General features: G+C 62.0%; 14 protein-coding genes. 10 read left to right on the top strand and 4 right to left on the bottom strand.

Going from position 1 to position 15044, the window contains the following annotated elements:
• Positions 1-401 precede the first annotated feature (401 nt).
• The 8 genes from C4Q27_RS10515 to C4Q27_RS10480 all read left to right on the top strand — a co-directional run bounded on the left by C4Q27_RS10515 (position 402) and on the right by C4Q27_RS10480 (position 7470).
• Positions 402-1736, top strand: a complete 1335-nt coding sequence (locus tag C4Q27_RS10515) for an OprD family porin (RefSeq protein ID WP_064491769.1) — start codon at positions 402-404, stop codon at positions 1734-1736.
• A 165-nt stretch (positions 1737-1901) separates the two neighbouring features.
• Positions 1902-2540 carry a peroxiredoxin gene (locus C4Q27_RS10510; protein ID WP_003255836.1) on the top strand — a complete coding sequence of 213 codons (639 nt, stop codon included), beginning with the start codon at positions 1902-1904 and terminating at the stop codon, positions 2538-2540.
• A gap of 217 nt (positions 2541-2757) precedes the next feature.
• Complete coding sequence (gene ssuE, locus C4Q27_RS10505) at positions 2758-3351, top strand: NADPH-dependent FMN reductase (protein WP_003255835.1); 594 nt, start codon at positions 2758-2760, stop codon at positions 3349-3351.
• Positions 3352-3436: 85 nt separating this feature from the next.
• Positions 3437-4402 (top strand): sulfonate ABC transporter substrate-binding protein, encoded by a 966-nt coding sequence (locus C4Q27_RS10500; RefSeq protein WP_014589331.1) that lies wholly within the window; start codon positions 3437-3439, stop codon positions 4400-4402.
• Positions 4403-4461: 59 nt separating this feature from the next.
• Complete coding sequence (gene ssuD, locus C4Q27_RS10495; RefSeq protein ID WP_003255833.1) at positions 4462-5610, top strand: FMNH2-dependent alkanesulfonate monooxygenase; 1149 nt, start codon at positions 4462-4464, stop codon at positions 5608-5610.
• 10 nt (positions 5611-5620) lie between these two features.
• Positions 5621-6418 carry an aliphatic sulfonate ABC transporter permease SsuC gene (gene ssuC / locus C4Q27_RS10490; protein ID WP_003255831.1) on the top strand — a complete coding sequence of 266 codons (798 nt, stop codon included), beginning with the start codon at positions 5621-5623 and terminating at the stop codon, positions 6416-6418.
• Positions 6415-7227, top strand: coding sequence for an aliphatic sulfonates ABC transporter ATP-binding protein (gene ssuB, locus C4Q27_RS10485; protein ID WP_104886826.1), 813 nt, complete (start codon positions 6415-6417; stop codon positions 7225-7227). Before ssuC ends, ssuB begins: the two co-directional genes overlap by 4 nt.
• Before the next feature lie 27 nt (positions 7228-7254).
• Positions 7255-7470, top strand: a complete 216-nt coding sequence (locus C4Q27_RS10480) for a molybdopterin-binding protein (RefSeq protein WP_003255829.1) — start codon at positions 7255-7257, stop codon at positions 7468-7470.
• Between the two features lie 142 nt (positions 7471-7612).
• Here the strand turns inward: C4Q27_RS10480 and C4Q27_RS10470 are convergent, their stop codons facing one another.
• The 4 genes from C4Q27_RS10470 to C4Q27_RS10455 all read right to left on the bottom strand — a co-directional run bounded on the left by C4Q27_RS10470 (position 7613) and on the right by C4Q27_RS10455 (position 12683).
• On the bottom strand, positions 7613-8245 hold the full coding sequence (locus C4Q27_RS10470) for a TetR/AcrR family transcriptional regulator (RefSeq protein WP_104886824.1): 633 nt from the start codon (positions 8243-8245) through the stop codon (positions 7613-7615).
• The gene (gshA, locus tag C4Q27_RS10465) at positions 8245-9822 is read right to left on the bottom strand and encodes a glutamate--cysteine ligase (protein WP_269806267.1); all 1578 of its coding nucleotides are present in this window, start codon (positions 9820-9822) and stop codon (positions 8245-8247) included. The genes C4Q27_RS10470 and gshA overlap by 1 nt, the downstream gene beginning before the upstream one ends.
• Positions 9823-9975: 153 nt before the next feature.
• Complete coding sequence (locus C4Q27_RS10460) at positions 9976-10359, bottom strand: PaaI family thioesterase (RefSeq protein ID WP_003255824.1); 384 nt, start codon at positions 10357-10359, stop codon at positions 9976-9978.
• Positions 10359-12683, bottom strand: a complete 2325-nt coding sequence (locus C4Q27_RS10455) for a Tex family protein (RefSeq protein ID WP_104886823.1) — start codon at positions 12681-12683, stop codon at positions 10359-10361. Before C4Q27_RS10455 ends, C4Q27_RS10460 begins: the two co-directional genes overlap by 1 nt.
• Before the next feature lie 217 nt (positions 12684-12900).
• Here C4Q27_RS10455 and ompR point away from each other — a divergent pair, with 217 nt between their 5' ends.
• Both ompR and C4Q27_RS10445 read left to right on the top strand, forming a co-directional pair.
• Positions 12901-13641 (top strand): two-component system response regulator OmpR, encoded by a 741-nt coding sequence (ompR, locus tag C4Q27_RS10450; protein ID WP_003255821.1) that lies wholly within the window; start codon positions 12901-12903, stop codon positions 13639-13641.
• Between the two features lie 13 nt (positions 13642-13654).
• Positions 13655-14968 carry an ATP-binding protein gene (locus C4Q27_RS10445; RefSeq protein ID WP_014589336.1) on the top strand — a complete coding sequence of 438 codons (1314 nt, stop codon included), beginning with the start codon at positions 13655-13657 and terminating at the stop codon, positions 14966-14968.
• Positions 14969-15044 lie beyond the last annotated feature (76 nt).

Raw genomic sequence — 15044 nt, 5'->3', positions numbered from 1 at the left:
AACTTTTTTGCATTAGCTTAGGAGCCAAACGCTTTAAAGCCATGACCCCTGACGAAGCCAGAGGTGCCTGCAAGACCCTATAGAACGATTTGGCATTAGGTTATGAGCAAACGTTTGCAAATAACCAAAAGCTATTAGAAGATTCTCTGCTACAACGGATGGCAGTAAAGGTTCCTAATATATTCCTTAAAAGTCTTACAAATACATAAAACAGTCATTTTGGATTTATAGGATTGTCATTATCCTGTAGCGCAGGTGGCGTCTTAGACCAAAGTCGCGAAACGTTTAGAAACGATTGACTTAACGGTCACGCTTTGGGACTAAATCGCCCATCCCGGTGAGCGGGGCATCAGACCCCTCCGCCAGAGATACACAAAAATTAGAACGTAGAGGAGCAAAACATGTACAAGTCCAGCCTGGCTCTGGCCGTGGCACTGGGGGTTCTCGCCCAACAAGCAGGCGCTGCCGGTTTCGTTGAGGACAGCAAGCTGTCGCTCAGCTCGCGCACCATGTACTTCAACGATGACAACCGCGAAAGCGGTATTGACCAGAAAGAAAGTGGTCAGGGTTTCAAGCTCGACTACCTGTCTGGCTTCACTCAAGGCACCGTAGGTTTTGGTGTTGATGTTCAAGCGCTGTGGGGCATTCACCTGGATGGTGGCCGTGGTAGCCGTCCAGATGCCAACAACACGTTCTTCCCGAGTGACTCCGATGGTTCGGCAGTCCACGACTGGGCACGCATTGGTGGTAACGCCAAGGCGCGCTTCTCCAAAACCGAGGTCCACTACGGTAGCGCCCTGGCGCCTATGCTGCCGATCCTGGTCTCCAACGATGGTCGTCTGCTTCCGCAGACCTTCGAGGGTGGCACCCTCCAGTCGAAGGAAATCGACAACCTGACCATCAACGCGGGTCAACTGACTCACGCCATGGGTCGTGCTTCGAGCAACCGTACCGGTCTCTCCGTTTCCGGCGCCTTCCGCGACAGCAACAAGTTCCAGTTCGCCGGCGGTGATTACAAGCTCACCCCAGACCTGACCCTGCAGTACTACTACTCGAACCTGGAAGACTTCTACAAGCAGCACTTCCTGGGTGCGACCCACGTATTCAAGATTGCCGACAACCAGTCGTTCAAGACTGACCTGCGCTACTTCGACAGCAGCAGCGACGGCAAGAATGGCCAGACTGGCTATGCCTTCGACAACAACGGTGGCTACGCGAAGAACTCGGGCGAGGTCGACAACAAGACCTGGAGCGCCATGTTCACCTACACCCTGGGTGGCCATGCGCTGATGCTCGGTCACCAGCAAGTGGGTGACGATGGTGGTTTCGTCTGGCTGAACCAAGGTAGCGTCCGTAAAGACGGCTCCACTTCCTCTCTGGAAGGTAACGGCGGCGCGAGCTTCTACCTGTTCACCGATAGCATGATCAACCAGTTTGCCCGCGCCGGTGAGAATACAACCTTTGGTCAGTACTCCTATGACTTTGCGGCTCTGGGTGTTCCAGGCCTGAAGGCTTCGGTGTCCTACCTGCGTGGTGATGATGTTCGCAACAGGTCGGGTGACGGCACCTACAACGAATGGGAACGTGACGCCCGCGTCGACTACACCCTTCAGGAAGGCGCTCTCAAAGGCCTGGGCTTCAGCCTGCGTCAAGGTGTCTACCGTGGTAGCGGCGAAAGCGCCCTGGACAAAGACCAGACTCGCTTCATCGTGAACTACACTTACAACTTCCTGTAAGCGGTAGCTGAACAAGAAGCCTCGCGTGATGCGAGGCTTTTTTGTGCCTGTAAATTGCTATGCGTTATGGTTATAAATAAATTGTTATTTATTCTTTTTGTTTTTAATCGATTGCAGGCACATTGAACCCATACGGTACAGAACCCAGCCCAGGAGCCGCAGCCCATGAGCCTCAAACTCGGCGATATCGCCCCCGATTTCGAACAGGATTCCAGCGAAGGCAAGATCCGCTTCCACGAGTGGCTGGGCAACAGCTGGGGGGTGTTGTTCTCCCACCCGGCCGACTTCACCCCGGTGTGCACCACCGAGTTGGGCCTGACCGCCAAGCTGAAGGACGAGTTTGCCAAGCGCGGGGTCAAGGCCATCGCCCTGTCGGTGGACCCGGTCGACTCGCATCACAAGTGGATCGATGACATCAACGAAACACAGAATACCGTGGTCAACTTCCCGATCATTGCTGACGCTGACCGCAAGGTGTCCGACCTTTACGACCTGATCCACCCGAACGCCAGCGACACCCTGACCGTGCGCTCGCTGTTCATCATCGACCCGAATAAAAAGGTGCGCCTGACCATTACCTACCCGGCCAGTACCGGGCGCAACTTCAACGAAATTCTGCGGGTGATCGACTCGCTGCAACTGACCGACAACCACAAGGTCGCCACACCCGGTAACTGGCAGGACGGCGACGAAGTGGTGATCGTGCCTTCGCTCAAAGATGAGGAGGAGATCAAGCAGCGCTTCCCCAAAGGTTACCGGGCGGTCAAACCCTATCTGCGCCTGACCCCTCAACCCAATCGTTAATGGATTCCTCGTTGCATTGCTCTTAGCCAAGCAGGGATTTTCGGGCCGTTTCGACGGCCCTTTTTTATGCCTGCAAAACCTGTGGGAGCGGGCGCGCCCGCGAAGAGGCCTTGATGAGTAAAGACAATAATGGAATAAACAAATGAAAAAATATGATTTCTAGATATATGTGGCAGCTGTTAATGTCACCTCCAACAGAACACAAGGAAGCGCAGCAATGCTGGTCGTCTCAATCGGTGGTAGCCCAAGTCTCCGTTCACGCTCCGGCGTGCTGCTCGAGCGTTCGCGCCAGTGGCTGCAGGATCGCGGCGTTGAAGTGGTGACGTTCCAGGTGCGTGACTTCCCCGCCGAAGACCTGCTGCATGCCCGTTTCGACAGCCCGCATGTGCAACACTTTCAGCAACTGGTGGCCCAGGCCGATGGCCTGATCGTCTCCACCCCGGTGTACAAGGCTTCGTTTTCCGGTGCCCTGAAAACCTTGCTTGACCTGCTGCCCGAGCGCGCCCTGGCCCACAAGATCGTGTTGCCCATCGCCACTGGCGGCAGCATCGCCCACATGCTGGCGGTGGATTACGCATTGAAGCCGGTGCTATCGGCACTCAAGGCACAAGAGACCCTGCAAGGGATCTTTGCCGACGACAGCCAGGTGGCTTACGCAGAAGGCACAAAGCCCGCGCAGTTGGTACAGGCGCTGGAAGAACGCCTGCACGACTCGCTGGAAACCTTCCACGTCGCCCTGGCCCGTCGGCCACGCCCCGTGGCCCCCGGCGTATTGAACGAACGTCTGATCAGCGCTCGCTGGAGCATCTGAACGGCATTACCCGCTTCACCACCTTACTCGCCCGTTAACGAGGCAAGCAGGTGCAACCCGAACCCCATTCGCACAGGAGAGCGCCATGCGCACAGTCTTCTTGCGTCGTGGTCTGGTCGCCCTGTTTGCGGCGGCTGTGTCCTTCGGCGCCATTACCCAAGCCCAGGCCGAGAGCCTGCGTATCGGTTACCAGAAATACGGCACCTTGGTGCTGCTCAAGGCCAAGGGCACGCTGGAGAAGCGCCTGGCCGAGCAGGGTGTACAGGTGCAATGGACCGAATTCCCCGGCGGCCCGCAGCTGCTTGAAGGGCTGAACGTCGGTTCCATCGATTTTGGTGTCACCGGCGAGACCCCTCCTGTGTTCGCTCAGGCCGCTGGCGCCGACCTGCTCTACGTGGCCTACGAGCCGCCAGCGCCGCACAGCGAAGCGATCCTCGTGCCCAAGGGCTCGCCGATCCAGTCGGTGAAGGACCTCAAGGGTAAAAAGGTCGTCCTCAACAAAGGCTCCAACGTGCACTACCTGCTGGTCCGCGCCCTGGAAGACGCCGGCCTCAAGTACAGCGACATCCAGCCTGTCTACCTGCCGCCGGCCGACGCCCGCGCCGCCTTCGAGCGCGGCAGCGTGGATGCCTGGGTGATCTGGGACCCTTACCAGGCCGCCGCCGAGCAGCAGCTGCAAGCGCGCACCCTGCGTGACGGCAAGGGCCTGGTCGACAACCACCAGTTCTACCTCGCCACCCGCAACTATGCGACACAGCACCCAGCGGTGATCAACACCGTGATCGAGGAAGTGCGCGCTGTGGGTGAGTGGTCCCAGGCCAACCCGCAGGAAGTGACCGACCAGGTTGCCCCGCTGCTCGGCCTGCCTGCCGACATCACCCTGACCTCTGTCAAACGCCAAGGCTACGGCGCTGCGCCGCTGACCCCGGACGTGGTGGCCGCGCAGCAGAAGATCGCCGACACCTTCCAGGCGCTCAAGCTGATACCCAAGCCGCTGAGCATCAAGGACGTGATCTGGACACCCCCTGCCAAAGTCGCTAGCGCGCCTTGATTGACTGCCAGTGCCGGGGCGCCGCTCCGGCTAGAGCCACCCTTGAGGAGACGACTCCAATGAGCCTTAACATTTTCTGGTTCCTCCCCACCCACGGTGACGGCAAGTACCTGGGCACTTCCGAAGGCGCACGTGCGGTCGACCACGGTTACCTGCAGCAGATCGCGCAGGCTGCTGACCGCCTTGGTTTTGGTGGGGTGCTGATCCCGACCGGGCGTTCCTGCGAGGACTCCTGGCTGGTGGCCGCGTCGCTGATCCCCGTGACCCAACGCCTGAAGTTCCTCGTAGCCCTGCGCCCGGGCATCATTTCGCCGACCGTGGCAGCACGCCAGGCGGCCACCCTCGATCGCTTGTCCAATGGCCGTGCGCTATTCAACCTGGTGACCGGTGGTGATCCGGACGAGCTGGCGGGTGATGGCCTGCACCTGAACCATCAGGAGCGCTACGAAGCTTCGGTCGAGTTCACCCGTATCTGGCGCAAGGTGCTGGAAGGCGAAAACGTCGATTACGACGGTAAGCACATCCAGGTAAAGGGCGCCAAGCTGCTCTACCCGCCGATTCAGCAACCACGCCCACCGCTGTATTTCGGCGGCTCGTCCGAGGCCGCTCAGGACCTGGCGGCCGAACAGGTCGAGCTGTACCTGACCTGGGGCGAGCCACCGGCAGCCGTTGCCGAGAAGATCGCACAGGTGCGCGAAAAAGCGGCTGCTCAAGGGCGCGAAGTACGCTTCGGTATCCGCCTGCACGTGATCGTGCGGGAAACCAACGAAGAGGCTTGGGCCGCCGCCGAGCGCCTGATCTCGCACCTGGACGATGACACCATCTCCCGCGCCCAGGCCTCGCTGGCGCGTTTCGACTCGGTGGGCCAGCAACGCATGGCCGCCCTGCACGGCGGCAACCGCGACAACCTGGAAGTCAGCCCCAACCTGTGGGCAGGTGTTGGCCTGGTACGGGGCGGCGCGGGTACCGCGCTGGTGGGCGACGGCCCTACCGTGGCAGCACGGGTCAAGGAATATGCCGACTTGGGCATCGATACCTTCATCTTCTCGGGTTATCCACACCTGGAAGAGTCTTACCGCGTGGCGGAGCTGCTGTTCCCGCACCTGGATGTGCAGCGCCCAGAGCAGCCGAAAGCCGGAGGTTATGTAAGCCCGTTCGGCGAGATGGTGGCCAACGACATCCTGCCCAAATCTGTGTCGCAGAGCTGAGGGCCTGGCCATGAGTCGTGCAACTTCTTCCAACCTGACCCAGCGCTTGGCGCCGTGGGCGCTGCCGGTGCTGCTGTTGGCCATATGGCAACTGGCCGTCAGCGCCGGCTGGCTGTCGACGCGTATCCTGCCGGCACCTAGCGCAGTGGTAAGCGCGGGTGTCGAGCTGGTGCGCAGCGGCGAAATCTGGACCCACCTGGCCATCAGCGGCTGGCGTGCAGGCCTGGGCTTTGTCATCGGCGGCAGCATCGGCCTGGTACTGGGCTTCATCACCGGCCTGTCGAACTGGGGCGAACGCCTGCTCGACAGCTCGGTACAGATGATCCGCAACGTGCCGCACCTCGCGCTCATCCCGCTGGTGATTCTGTGGTTCGGTATCGACGAATCGGCAAAGATCTTTCTGGTCGCGCTGGGCACGTTGTTCCCGATCTACCTGAACACCTACCACGGCATCCGTAACGTTGACCCAGCGTTGGTGGAAATGGCGCGCAGTTACGGCTTGTCCGGCTTCGGCCTGTTCCGCCAGGTGATCCTGCCGGGGGCGCTGCCTTCGATCCTGGTGGGTGTGCGTTTCGCCCTTGGCTTCATGTGGCTGACCCTGATTGTTGCCGAAACCATTTCGGCCAACGCCGGCATCGGTTACCTGGCAATGAATGCTCGCGAATTTCTTCAGACCGACGTGGTAGTGCTGGCCATCGTCCTGTATGCCGTGCTCGGCAAGCTTGCCGACCTTGCGGCCCGAGGCCTGGAGCGTGTGTGGCTGCGCTGGCACCCGGCCTATCAAGTTGCCAGGAAGGAGGGCGCATGACCGTGCTCAAGGAACAGCCGCCACGCCTGCTGCGTGGCACCCCGCTGGCCTCCAAGGGCCTGCGCAAGACTTTTGGCCAACGCGAAGTTCTGAAGGGTATCGACCTGCACATTCCGGCCGGCCAGTTCGTGGCCATTGTCGGCCGCAGCGGCTGCGGCAAGAGCACTTTGCTGCGGCTGCTGGCCGGGCTGGACCAGCCCACCGCCGGGCAACTACTGGCGGGTGCCGCGCCGCTGGAAGAGGCCCGTGAAGAAACCCGCCTGATGTTCCAGGACGCGCGGCTGCTGCCGTGGAAGAAGGTGATAGACAACGTTGGCCTTGGGCTGTCTGGCGACTGGCGTCAGCGTGCGCTGGAGGCCTTGGATGCGGTTGGCCTGGCCGACCGCGCCAACGAATGGCCGGCAGCGCTCTCGGGAGGCCAGAAGCAGCGCGTGGCTTTGGCCCGAGCCTTGATTCACCAACCCCGCCTGCTGCTGCTGGACGAGCCACTGGGGGCGCTGGATGCATTGACCCGTATCGAGATGCAGCAACTGATCGAACGCCTGTGGCGTCAGCACGGCTTCACTGTGCTGCTGGTCACCCACGACGTCAGCGAGGCGGTTGCCGTGGCGGACCGGGTGATCCTGATCGAGGACGGCGAGGTCGGGCTCGACCTCACTGTTGACCTGGCACGGCCCCGGGCGCGTGGTTCGCACCGTCTGGCCGCGCTGGAAAGCGAAGTGCTCAACCGTGTTCTGTCCACCCCGGGCACTGCGCCCGAGCCGGATCCTGTAGCCCCTCTGCCCACGCAGCTGCGTTGGGCGCTTTGAATCCCAGAAGCCAAAAGGAAGCAAGCCATGACTATCAAAGCCATCAACGTTCGCAACCAGTTCAAAGGTACTGTGAAAGAAATCCTCGAAGGCCCGGTACTGTCGGAAATCGACGTGCAGACGGCTTCGGGTATCGTCACTTCGGTGATTACCACCCGTTCCGTGCGGGAGCTGGAGTTGCAGGTGGGCAGTGAAGTGATTGCCTTTGTGAAGTCGACCGAAGTGTCCATCGCCAAGCTGTGATGCGGCGGTTTGATATTGGGGCTGCTTTGCAGCCCTTCGCGGGCACGCCCGCTCCCACAGGTACTTCGCAAGCTCCAGGGTGCGCGCGGGCTCTGTGGGAGCGGGCTTGCCCGCGAAGGGCCGCCAAGCGGCCCCAGATTTCTCAGCGGGAACGCTTGGCCAGAAACGGCGGCAGATACAACCCCAGATACGCTTCGAACACCCGCTTGCCTTCCTCGGCCATGCGCGGGGTGATCGCCTCGTGCAGCTGCACCGACCGTGCATACACCCGGTCGCTCAACTCCATGGCCAGGGCAAACACATCCACATCCGGTGGCATCACCGGCAGGTGAAAATGCTGGTCGAACAACTTGTGCATCAAGTCGCCCAGTTCCATGTCGTGCTGCCGGTCGGCCTGCACTACCTCGCTCAGGCCATGCTGCGCCAGGATCAACTGCCGCGCCGCGGCATCCTCGTGATAGATATCAAGCATGCGTTGTTCGATCAGCCGTGACAGTTCGTGCCAGGTGCTGAACGCGCTGCTGTCGATCGGAGCGCTCAGGGCTTCGCGAAACGCCCGGTGCACATCTGCAGTAAGTGCCTCCAGCAAGGCCGGCACGCTGGCGAAGAAGTGATACACCGACGAAGGCGGAATCTGCGCCCGCTCGGCCACGCTGTAGATAGAAAGAGCTGCCACCCCTTGTTCGGCCAACAGCTCACGCGCAGCCGCCAGGATCGCCTCGATCCTGGCCTGGCTGCTGGCGCGCGGTTTGCGCGGGGTGGTGGTGCGGTTCATCAACTGCTGATTGCCAGGATGCTGGCCTGGTAGGCGCCGACGAACAGGTCGAAATCACCGACTTCGTCTCGCTCCAGCTCGGACTGCCTGGCGAGCGACTCGCGGGCCAGCGTCTCGAATGCTTGCTGTTTTTCGTTGCTCAGCGGTTGCTCGCGGAAAGTCTCGGCGTGCACACGGCTCTGGCGCAGCGAGAACTGGACGAAGCTCTCGTCATGCTCGGTCATGCGTGCCAGCACCTGGGCCGACGGGGTCAGCGAGGTGTCGTCGACCTTGGCCTGCTGCGCATCCAGGGCCTTGGCGTGCTCATCAGAGCCTTGCGCCTGGTCGAGCAGATTGGCCAATTGGCGGATACGCTCGATCAGCTCGCTGGCCCAGTCTTTCAGGCTGATCGGCTGGCCATTGCGGTGCAACTCCAGGCCCGGACGACGGCCTTCCTTGACCACGGTCAGGAAGTTGCTGGTGCACTGGCCGCACTCACCGTTGTCCAGTTGCGGGCTTTCTTCCAGCGCGCAGAACAGCAGGAATGCGTCGAGGAAGCGCGCCTCGGTCAGGTCGATACCGACCGGCAGGAACGGGTTGATGTCCAGGCAGCGCACTTCCACATACTGCACACCCCGCGAGGTCAGGGCCTGGATCGGCCGCTCGCCGGTGTAGGTGACACGCTTGGGGCGGATGTTCGAGTAGTACTCGTTTTCGATCTGCAGAATGTTGGTGTTCAGCTGAACCCACTCGCCATCCACATGTGTGCCGATTTCAACGTAAGGCGGGTAGGGCGTGCCAACGGCCTTGCGCAGGCTGTCGGTGTAGCTGGCCAGGTTGTTGTAGCAGGGCGTAAGACCGGCCTGGGCGTTGCTCTGGTAACCCAGGTCGCTCATGCGCAGGCTGGTGGCATAAGGCAGGAACAGGGTTTCGGCATCCAGCTCTTCGAGCTGGTGCGGGCGGCCACGCAGGAAGCCTTTGTCCAGGGCCGGCGAGGCACCGAACAGGTACATCAGCAGCCAGCTGTAGCGGCGGAAGTTACGAATCAGCGCGATGTAGGCCGACGACTGGTAGTCGCGGTCATTTTCCGTACTGCCTTCGGCTTCGCGCAGCAGTGGCCAAAGCGCTTCGGGCAGCGAGAAGTTGTAATGAATACCGGCGATGCACTGCATGGTGCGGCCGTAACGCAGGGCCAGGCCCTTGCGGTAGACGTGTTTGAGCTTGCCGATGTTCGAGCTGCCGTACTCGGCGATCGGGATATCCTCCTCGGCCGGCAGCGTGCACGGCATCGACGGGCTCCACAGGTATTCGTCGCCCAGCTTGCTGTAGACGAAACGGTGGGTCTCTTCGAGGCTTTCGAGCACCTTGGCCGGGTCGGCCAGCGCTGGGGTGATGAACTCCAGCAGCGACTCGGAATAATCGGTGGTGATCTGCTCGTTGGTCAGCGCCGATCCCAGTGCTTCCGGATGCGGGGTCTGGGCCAGGCGACCTTCATCGGTCACGCGCAGGCATTCGCGCTCAATACCGTGCAGGCACTGCTTGAGCAGGGGGAGATTGGCGCCGAGCAGGCTCAGGCGGCGGTTGAGGAGTTCGCTCAAGATGTATTCCTTCACGCGTCAGTCGCCCCAATATGGGGGTAGAGATAACGGTCTACAAGGGTAGGAAGAAAGGAACTGGCGTTGTCGCCTGGTTTACGCGGTTCCAGCAGTGCCAGCGCACTGCTGAAAATACCGCAGATACTGCTTGGTGAGCTAGAGAACCGCGAAGGTTCCTTGCGCTTTGGCCACCAGCTTGTCGCCCTGAACTACGTCGGCGTCGACCACCAGGGTGCGCCGCCCGGCGTGCAGCACACGGGCGGTGCACAGCACTTCGCCGTCGCTGACGGCACGCATGTAGTTGATCTTGCACTCGATGGTGACGCTTTGCTGGTCAAAGCCATGGCTGGCCGAGCAAGCCAGGCCCATGGCGATATCCACCAGGCTGAAGATCGCCCCGCCGTGCAGCTTCTGGCCACGGTTGCGCAACTGGGGCTCGAGCGCCAGGGCTACTTCGGCAACACCGGTGTCCAGGTGTTGCAGGCGGCAGCCCAGCAGCTGGCTGAAGGCGCTTTCGACGTATTCGCGAGGTACGTCCATTACTTCTTCTTCAGTTGCTTGGCGTTGGCGAACAGGGCGGCCATGGCGTTGTTGGCCGGGGCTGCGGTGGCGGTTTCGCGCTGACGCGGTGCCTGCGGCTGGCGATTGCCGCCATTGCCACGATTACCACCGCGGTTGCCTTCGACCTTCTCGCCCGGGGTGTCGCTCATGCGCATGGACAGGCCGACGCGTTTGCGCGGGATGTCCACTTCCATGACCTTGACCTTGACCACATCGCCGGCCTTGACCGCCTCACGCGGGTCTTTGACGAACTTCTCCGACAGCGCCGAGATATGCACCAGGCCGTCCTGATGCACGCCGATGTCGACGAAGGCACCGAAGTTGGTAACGTTGGTCACCACGCCTTCGAGGATCATGCCCGGTTCCAGGTCCTTGAGGTCTTCGACGCCTTCCTGGAAGGTGGCGGTCTTGAACTCCGGACGTGGGTCGCGGCCGGGCTTGTCCAGCTCTTGCAGGATGTCGGTGACGGTTGGCAGGCCGAAGGTTTCGTCGGTGAACTTTTTCGGGTCCAGTCGCTTGAGGAAGCTGCTGTCACCAATCAGCGAGCGGATGTCGCGGTCGGTATCGGCAGCAATGCGCTGCACCAGCGGGTAGGCCTCAGGGTGTACCGCAGAGGCGTCCAGCGGGTTGTCGCCGTTCATCACACGCAGGAAGCCGGCGGCCTGCTCGAAGGTTTTCTCACCCAGGCGGCTGACCTTTTTCAGCGCTGCACGGGTAGCAAACGGGCCATTGGCATCGCGGTGGGCGACGATGTTCTGTGCCAGCGTGGCATTGAGGCCGGAGATGCGCGTCAGCAGCGCCACCGAAGCGGTGTTCACGTCCACGCCCACGGCGTTCACACAGTCCTCGACCACCGCGTCCAGGCCACGTGCCAGTTTCAGTTGGGACACGTCGTGCTGGTACTGGCCGACACCGATGGATTTCGGATCGATCTTCACCAGTTCGGCCAGCGGATCCTGCAGGCGGCGGGCGATCGACACGGCGCCGCGGATCGACACGTCCAGGTCCGGGAACTCGCGGGCGGCCAGTTCCGATGCCGAGTACACCGACGCACCGGCTTCGGAAACCATGATCTTGGTGATTTTCAGGGCGGGATATTTCTTGACCAACTCGGTCACCAGCTTGTCGCTTTCGCGGCTGGCTGTGCCGTTGCCGATGGCGATCAGCTCCACCGAGTGTTTGGCGCACAGTGCGGCCATGATGGAAATGGTGCGGTCCCAGTCGTTCTTCGGCGCGTGCGGGTAGACCGTGGTGTGGTCCAGCAGCTTGCCGGTTGCGTCGACCACGGCGATCTTGCAGCCGGTGCGCAGGCCCGGGTCGAAGCCCAGGGTGGCGCGCGGGCCGGCCGGGGCGGCCAGCAGCAGGTCATGCAGGTTGTGGGCGAACACGTTGATCGCCTCGCCTTCGGCACTGTCGCGCAGCTCGCCGAACAGGTCGGTTTCCAGGTGGGTGTACAGCTTGACCTTCCAGGTCCAGCGCACCACTTCACCCAGCCATTTGTCGGCCGGCCGGCTGCGGTTCTCGATGCCGACGTGGTTGCCGATCATCAGCTCGCACGGGTGCAGGGTGCCGGGCAGTTCTTCGCCGACCTTCAGCGAGACGCTCAACACGCCTTCGTTGCGCCCGCGGAAGATCGCCAGGGCCCGGTGCGATGGCGCCGTGCGCAGCAGCTCGTCATGAGCGAAATAGTCGCGGAACTTGGCGCCTTCTTCTTCCTTGCCGGCCACGACGCGGGCGCTGAGCACGGCTTCCTGCTTGAGGTAGCTGCGCAGCTTGTCGAGCAGGGCGGCGTCTTCGGCAAAGCGCTCCATCAGGATGTACTTGGCGCCTTCCAGCGCGGCCTTGACGTCGGCCACGCCCTTTTCGGCGTTGACGAAGCGTGCGGCTTCGCTTTCCGGGACCAGGGTCGGGTCGTTGAGCAGGCCATCGGCCAGTTCGCCAAGGCCGGCTTCCAGGGCGATCTGGCCCTTGGTGCGGCGCTTCTGCTTGTACGGCAGGTACAGGTCTTCGAGGCGGGTCTTGGTGTCGGCCAGCTTGATCTCGCGGGCCAGTTCCGGGGTCAGCTTGCCCTGTTCCTCGATGCTGGAAAGGATGCTGGCCCGGCGCTCGTCGAGTTCGCGCAGGTAGCGCAGGCGCTCTTCCAGGTGGCGCAACTGAGTGTCGTCAAGGCTACCGGTCACTTCCTTGCGATAGCGGGCGATGAAGGGCACGGTCGAGCCTTCGTCCAACAGGCTCACGGCCGCCTCGACCTGCTGCGGGCGTACGCCCAGTTCCTCGGCGATACGGCTGTTGATGCTGTCCATGTAAACCACCTGACATTTGTGAATACGGGGGTCGCCTGTGGGCTTTTTGCCCGGCGGCGCTGGATGAAAGCCGCGCATTATACCCATCGCAAACGGCTTGCGGTGATGGCGCCCGGCCAGCCAGAACTGGCGCCGGGGGAAAAATCTGCTAACAATGCTCACGCAACGTGCAGCAATGGCTACGCCATAATGCGCGGCGATATCAGAGGAGTTATTCATGACCGGCACGCCAAACACCGCTGAAGGTGACAAGATTCTCATCGTCGACGACGATCCGGGGCTTAGCAGCCTGCTGGAACGTTTCTTCACCAGCAAGGGCTACCGTGCCCGTGCAGTGCCCAACACCGAGCAGATGGATCGCCTGCTGCAGCGCGAGGTGTTCAACCTGGTGGTGCTCGACCTGATGCTGCCAGGCGAGGATGGCCTGTCCGCCTGCAAGCGCCTGCGCCAGCAGAACAACCAGATCCCGATCATCATGCTGACCGCCAAGGGCGACGAGCTCAGCCGCATCAAGGGCCTGGAGCTGGGCGCCGACGACTACCTGGGCAAGCCGTTCAACCCGGACGAACTGATGGCCCGGGTCAAGGCGGTGCTGCGCCGCCAGGCGCCGAGCGTGCCGGGAGCGCCGGGCAGCGAGGACGAGTCGGTCACCTTCGGCGACTATGAGCTGTCGCTGGCCACCCGCGAGCTCAAGCGTGGCAACGAAGTGCACATGCTCACCACCGGCGAGTTCGCTGTGCTCAAGGCTCTGGTGATGCACGCCCGCGAGCCGTTGACCCGCGACAAGCTGATGAACCTGGCGCGCGGCCGCGAATGGGATGCGCTGGAGCGCTCCATCGACGTGCAGATCTCACGCCTGCGTCGCATGATCGAGCCGGACCCGTCCAAGCCGCGTTACATCCAGACCGTCTGGGGCGTGGGCTACGTGTTCGTACCGGACGGAAACGCCGGAAAATGATGCCTGGACGTCGATGAAAACACCGCTCTGGTTTCCGCAAAGTTTCTTCGCCCGCACCCTGTGGCTGGTGTTGATCGTCGTTCTGTTCTCCAAGGCGCTGACCCTGGTCTACCTGCTGATGAACGAGGACGTGCTGGTCGACCGTCAGTACAGCCATGGTGTGGCGCTGACCTTGCGCGCCTATTGGGCCGCCGACGAAGAAAACCGCGACAAGATCGCCGAGGCGGCAGGCCTTATCCGGGTGACCGGCTCGGGTGTGCCCGAAGGCGAGCAGCATTGGCCCTACAGTGAAATCTACCAACGGCAGATGCAGGCCGAGCTGGGTGACGACACCGAAGTGCGCCTGCGCATTCATGCACCGCCCGCGTTATGGGTCAATGCGCCAAGCCTGGGTCCGGGTTGGCTGAAAGTGCCGCTGTATCCGCACCCGCTGCGTGGGCAGAAGATCTGGAACGTGCTGGGCTGGTTCCTGGCCATTGGCTTGTTGTCCACCGCCTCGGCGTGGATTTTTGTGCGTCAGCTCAACCAGCCGCTCAAACGCTTGGTGTTCGCCGCCCGCCAGCTTGGCCAGGGGCGCAGTGTGCGCCTGCCGATCAGCGATACCCCCAGCGAGATGACCGAGGTGTACAAGGCGTTCAACCAGATGGCCGAGGATGTCGAGCAGGCCGGGCGCGAGCGTGAGTTGATGCTGGCCGGGGTTTCCCACGACTTGCGCACGCCTCTGACGCGTCTGCGTCTGTCGCTGTCCTTGCTGAACAGCGACAACGAGCTAAGCGATGACATGGTTCGCGATATCGAGGACATGGACGCGATTCTCGATCAGTTCCTGGCCTTCATCCGCGATGGCCGTGACGAGCCGGTGGAAGAGGTCGACCTTGCTGACCTGGTGCGTGAGGTGGTGGCTCCGTACAACCAGCCGGTAGAGCGTGTGCGCCTGTGCCTGGAGCCGATTCCACCGTTCCCGCTGCGCCGGGTTTCGCTCAAGCGCATGCTGGGCAACCTGATCGGCAACGCCCTGCACCATGCTGGCAAGGGGGTCGAGGTGGCTGCCTATGTGTCAGGTGACGAGAGTGCGCCGTATGTGGTGCTCAGTGTGCTGGACCGGGGCACCGGTATTGACGAGTCGGAGCTGGAAACCATCTTCAACCCGTTCATTCGCGGTGACCGGGCAAGGGGCGGCAAGGGCACCGGGCTGGGGCTGGCGATCGTCAAGCGGATTGCTGCGCAACATGGCGGGAACGTGGAGTTGCGTAACCGGTCTGGCGGCGGGATCGAGGCGCGGGTCAGGTTACCGCTGGGGCTGCTGCTGCCGCGTAATGCTGTGTGAGGCTCACTGGCCTCTTCACGGCTAAAGCCGCACCTACAGGGATTGCGCAGTACCTGTGGCAGCGGCTTGGCCGCGA

This window comes from Pseudomonas sp. SWI36 (assembly GCF_002948105.1).
GTDB lineage: Bacteria > Pseudomonadota > Gammaproteobacteria > Pseudomonadales > Pseudomonadaceae > Aquipseudomonas > Aquipseudomonas alloputida.
Note: the sequence above shows the minus strand (reverse complement) of the source record. Positions and strands in the feature narration are given on the sequence as shown.

What these genes read in the sequence shown, in the direction of transcription:
- ompR (WP_003255821.1), top strand. Translation starts at nt 12,901, where the DNA reads ATGACCGGCACGCCAAACACCGCTGAAGGTGACAAGATTCTCATCGTC.
- C4Q27_RS10510 (WP_003255836.1), top strand. Translation starts at nt 1,902, where the DNA reads ATGAGCCTCAAACTCGGCGATATCGCCCCCGATTTCGAACAGGATTCC.
- ssuC (WP_003255831.1), top strand. Translation starts at nt 5,621, where the DNA reads ATGAGTCGTGCAACTTCTTCCAACCTGACCCAGCGCTTGGCGCCGTGG.
- C4Q27_RS10470 (WP_104886824.1), bottom strand. Translation starts at nt 8,245, where the DNA reads ATGAACCGCACCACCACCCCGCGCAAACCGCGCGCCAGCAGCCAGGCC.
- C4Q27_RS10445 (WP_014589336.1), top strand. Translation starts at nt 13,655, where the DNA reads ATGAAAACACCGCTCTGGTTTCCGCAAAGTTTCTTCGCCCGCACCCTG.
- ssuE (WP_003255835.1), top strand. Translation starts at nt 2,758, where the DNA reads ATGCTGGTCGTCTCAATCGGTGGTAGCCCAAGTCTCCGTTCACGCTCC.
- C4Q27_RS10500 (WP_014589331.1), top strand. Translation starts at nt 3,437, where the DNA reads ATGCGCACAGTCTTCTTGCGTCGTGGTCTGGTCGCCCTGTTTGCGGCG.
- C4Q27_RS10455 (WP_104886823.1), bottom strand. Translation starts at nt 12,683, where the DNA reads ATGGACAGCATCAACAGCCGTATCGCCGAGGAACTGGGCGTACGCCCG.
- ssuB (WP_104886826.1), top strand. Translation starts at nt 6,415, where the DNA reads ATGACCGTGCTCAAGGAACAGCCGCCACGCCTGCTGCGTGGCACCCCG.
- C4Q27_RS10460 (WP_003255824.1), bottom strand. Translation starts at nt 10,359, where the DNA reads ATGGACGTACCTCGCGAATACGTCGAAAGCGCCTTCAGCCAGCTGCTG.
- C4Q27_RS10480 (WP_003255829.1), top strand. Translation starts at nt 7,255, where the DNA reads ATGACTATCAAAGCCATCAACGTTCGCAACCAGTTCAAAGGTACTGTG.
- ssuD (WP_003255833.1), top strand. Translation starts at nt 4,462, where the DNA reads ATGAGCCTTAACATTTTCTGGTTCCTCCCCACCCACGGTGACGGCAAG.
- C4Q27_RS10515 (WP_064491769.1), top strand. Translation starts at nt 402, where the DNA reads ATGTACAAGTCCAGCCTGGCTCTGGCCGTGGCACTGGGGGTTCTCGCC.